Genomic DNA, 3918 nt, shown 5'->3' on the forward strand with positions numbered 1-3918 from the left:
CTCGAACGTCACAGTCTCACTGGACAGTCGCTTGCATTAAAGTTTGCTCGGTCGGCCCTCACCCGAACGAGGCCTAAAGGGCCCGTCCGACTTCTCGCCAGCTGCGCTCGGGAGAGGTGCCTTGTACACTTGTCACCTCTCCCAAACGGAGTTTAGGAAGAGGTCGAGCAGAACGTTGAGCGTTTTCTCGGGTGAGGGCTCGTCCCCGGTTCGCTCGCACGCAGCATCAACTTCACCTCCCCAAAGCTTTGCTTTAAGGGGAGGTCGGATGGAGCCTTCAGCGACATCCGGGTGGGGCTGCCTCCGGCTCGCTCGCACGCAGCCGTTTACAGAGTATCTCACGCTTATTTGACGCGACAACGGGGAACCAGTGGCGGACCGAGATCACAAGCTTTAAGCTGAACCTGAGAGCCCGCCGACTACCGCCGTTCTTCGAGAGTTTTGCCAAGCGATCACATGACCGTTAATCCATACCAGCCACCGCGTGAAGCAGTTGAGAGCAGCGACGACGGCAGAAATTCAGCTCAATCGTTGAAGCGTGCAGCGACGCTGTACCGGTGGTTGGGGTGTATCGGAATCACTTACTTTTGTGTTGTTTATCCAATTGGCCTATGGTCCGATATTCACGATACTCCGTTTCGACTTGGTGCCACGATCGGCATGACGCTGATGGCAGCGTTATTTGTGGGGCTGTTCGTGATGATGGTACGTATCGCGTCTCGTCTTCAGACGGATTTGTTGGCAGTGTATGGTCGAGCCAGATGGGCGGGCCTCTTGGTGGGCGCATTTGGGTTTCCATTCCTGACAATTCCAGCATTCTATGCAGTTTGGTTGGTTGGCCGTGGACGTGCCGAGATCGAGACGACGGAAACGAAGTGACTCGGAACGAAACCTACGCTACAATCGTCCGTGATTCATCGGTGTTGGACCTCCGGTGTTAGCGATGGCCTGGCCGCTTAAAGATACACGCCTAATTATTTGGGGCGAATGGAACGGTCCGGCGAACAACGTCTTGAATCAGCGTGCTCATTCGTACGGAAATTAGCATGGGGATTTCCATCCGTGTCCGGGTGCGGAAGACGCTGCGACGCGTAACTTTTCATCTCGCAAAACTGCTCTACCAGCAAGGTTGAATATGGCAAAGACTCTAAATACTTCGATCGATAGTTGCCAATCCCTATTGGCCTGTCTCGACACGATTGGCTTCTTTTACAATTATGAAGAGAAACACCGGAAAAAGGTGGTCGAGTATTTACAGAAACGCTTTCGTGAGGAAAGCGAGGGGCCAAACGCTGAGCACTTTAGACGGTTTCCTGGCCAGCTACTTGCAGTCGATTTTTACGAGACGGATGACGACTTTATGCTTGGGATGTTAGAGTCGCTATCTGCAAAATCTTTCGGGCTATTTCCCGCCAAGGAGTTCAATATCTCATTCGAGGATCCTTGCGAGTTTCAGTTCAAAATTGGTCGCAAAACTTACGCAACCGAGTTCGAGCTCGCAGAGGTAAACTGGCGTATCTTGGATTTTGTAACTACGGTAACAAGTGAGATCAACAACGGGATCTGCCCCCACTCGTTCTTCCATTCTGCCTTCGATGAAGGAACTTATCTGATATTCTGTCACAAGCGAGCGTTTACGAAGCTTCAGAAATCGGGGTTGATCCTGACGTCGCTCGAAGAATTCCAGGATGCGAACCTCCCGCCTTGGAAATTCTAGGCTCTGTCACCGCGACGCAATGGGGAGGTCGGATGGAGCCTTTAGCGACATCCGGGTGGGGCTCGTTTCCGGTTCGCTCGCACGTAGTCGGACGATGGAAGGTGTCGGACAACTTGTTGACTAGCTGCGTGGCTTGCGACGTGGTTTGGGCAGGCGAAATCAGAGGCAAGGCGGGATAGAGGCCGATGCGACCTAGCCTAACTGCGTGCTCGCGATGAAGATCTGGTTCGGCGGGGCTGTGGCTGTGGCTGTGACCGCGGCGTCGGGACGCATGTACGCGACCTGCTTGCCATTCGGAGAGTACACCACGGCCTCGGGACGCGGTGCGGTGGCGGGATCCGCTGGAGACGTTAGTGGTGTTGTCTTGCCGTCGAGGATGTCAACTTCGCAGACGCGACCGCCCGCGACACAAGCGATTGCCAGACCATCACTGCGAAACGTAAACGCGGACTCAACCGAGAAATCATTGTCAGTGAGTTGACGGATGTCCGGTTCGGTGGGTGAGGCGAGCCAAAGCTGGATTCGCCCCGCATCGTCTCGCATCAGGAACGCAATCTTGCTGCCATCGGGACTACTTCGCGGCCAATGGCGAACGGGCCCGAGCCCCGGAAATTTGCGTTCCGTGGTAAACGTCAACCGCCGCTGTACCGTGCCTTGTGGCGGCGCCGGGCGAGTCAACGGAGTGCCACACAGCGGCAAGTCGCCGGCGACGGTGACGTCGTCGGGAATGTCTACCATGAACAGCTCGGGGACGGTGCGTCCGTCATCGGAGACCACATCTCCGATGAATGCCAACGCTCGGCTTTGACCTGACCCATCGCGGCGATGGTAACCATGGTTGCCGATCCACGCATCGCTATAGGCTCGAGTGATTTGATCACTGCCTGGCGGCGGAGCATCGGAGGTTTGTGTGACCAACACGCTGAACATCGATCCGTCGTGGTTCCGCGGATGAGTCGCCGGTACTTCAGCGGCGGACACGGGAACGGAGACGCCGACGTTGCGTTGGTTCTGACCAGCATTGGCCGCAGTCGAAGTCGCCAAGACATGGTCTTCGTAGGTAAAGCTGACCCATCGACCATCGCCACTAAAGACGTGCACATGAGTGCCGCCACGAAGTGCGCCGGGCGTGTACGGCGGAACGATGTCGCGTGCGTCAAGATTGGTAATCGATTGCGGTTGACCTGGCTTCACCAAAACTCCCCGCCGATGCCATGCCGAGTATTGCCAATCCTCGCTCGGGTGTTCCGGCCCGTGAATGAAGACCACTTTGTCCTCGACGGGACTCGCGGTGACCACGCCGACGCAAGCAGCGTCTTTGGCCTGGTAAACTAACTCGACCTCACCTGATTCGACATGGACTCGTTCGATCCGGTTGCCATCGAACAGCGAACCCGCTACATCGCTGCGAACGTCATAGTAAATACAGCGACCATCGTACGACCAGACGTGGGTGTTGGTCAAAAGGTGATTGCCGCGGCCGAACGTGATTTGCCGTTCGCCGATAACACTGCGATCCGAATGTGGATTTGTCGTCATCATATGCCACGATTGTGAACCGAATCCGAGGCACGCATGAGGTGCCTCGCTGGCGGTCCACTTTAGTGATTCATTGGCAAAATGTCATCAGAGTCAATCCACCACGGGCAGTGGCAGGTCTTCGACGTATTGTCCGTGCAGCATGTGCAGCTGCAGCGTGTGATTGATCACGATGTCGTTACGCCGAGCGATCGTACCGTCAGTTTCTTGCCATGCGGATTCGATAAACGGATTCAGCGCTTCGCGATCAAAGAATCCAACCTCATTGACGCGGTTGTCGGTCAACCAATGGTCGATCATTTCTTGCACGGCGTTCCGCTTGACTGGATCGGTGTGTGCCGGCGGTGCCATGAACGCGAACTTTTTGCGTTCGTACAGCTCACGCGGCAACACGTTGACCATGGCTTCACGCAATACCCATTTCTCAACGCCATCGCGGATTCGCACTTCTGGCGGAATCGTCGTTGCGTACTCGGCCAAATGGTGATCCAAGAACGCGGGTCGTGCTTCCATGCTGTTGGCCATGTCCATACGGTCGCCACCCCAGGTCAAGATTTGGCCTTCCAGCATCGTCTTGCTCCACGTGTACTGCGAGATATCCAGCCGGTGGCGTCCACGCACTTGGTCCGGATCAATCGCGGCGGCCACCGCAGCGACCGGAT

4 protein-coding genes are annotated in these 3918 nt (G+C 55.9%); 2 read left to right on the plus strand and 2 right to left on the minus strand.

Going from position 1 to position 3918, the window contains the following annotated elements:
• Window positions 1-456 precede the first annotated feature (456 nt).
• Both RMSM_RS06880 and RMSM_RS06885 read left to right on the plus strand, forming a co-directional pair.
• Window positions 457-879 carry a hypothetical protein gene (locus RMSM_RS06880; protein ID WP_008693418.1) on the plus strand — a complete coding sequence of 141 codons (423 nt, stop codon included), beginning with the start codon at window positions 457-459 and terminating at the stop codon, window positions 877-879.
• A 256-nt stretch (window positions 880-1135) separates the two neighbouring features.
• Window positions 1136-1717, plus strand: a complete 582-nt coding sequence (locus RMSM_RS06885; protein ID WP_008693420.1) for a hypothetical protein — start codon at window positions 1136-1138, stop codon at window positions 1715-1717.
• Between the two features lie 192 nt (window positions 1718-1909).
• Here the strand turns inward: RMSM_RS06885 and RMSM_RS06890 are convergent, their stop codons facing one another.
• Window positions 1910-3259, minus strand: coding sequence for a YidR family protein (locus tag RMSM_RS06890; RefSeq protein ID WP_008693421.1), 1350 nt, complete (start codon window positions 3257-3259; stop codon window positions 1910-1912).
• A gap of 90 nt (window positions 3260-3349) precedes the next feature.
• The coding region (locus RMSM_RS06895; protein ID WP_144057441.1) for an asparagine synthase-related protein at window positions 3350-3918 on the minus strand (569 nt) is incomplete at its 5' end.

Source organism: Rhodopirellula maiorica SM1, assembly GCF_000346295.1.
Lineage (GTDB): Bacteria > Planctomycetota > Planctomycetia > Pirellulales > Pirellulaceae > Novipirellula > Novipirellula maiorica.

Excerpts from the sequence above, each read along its gene's own strand:
- RMSM_RS06880 (WP_008693418.1), top strand. The coding sequence starts at position 457 with ATGACCGTTAATCCATACCAGCCACCGCGTGAAGCAGTTGAGAGCAGC.
- RMSM_RS06885 (WP_008693420.1), top strand. The coding sequence starts at position 1,136 with ATGGCAAAGACTCTAAATACTTCGATCGATAGTTGCCAATCCCTATTG.
- RMSM_RS06890 (WP_008693421.1), bottom strand. The coding sequence starts at position 3,259 with ATGATGACGACAAATCCACATTCGGATCGCAGTGTTATCGGCGAACGG.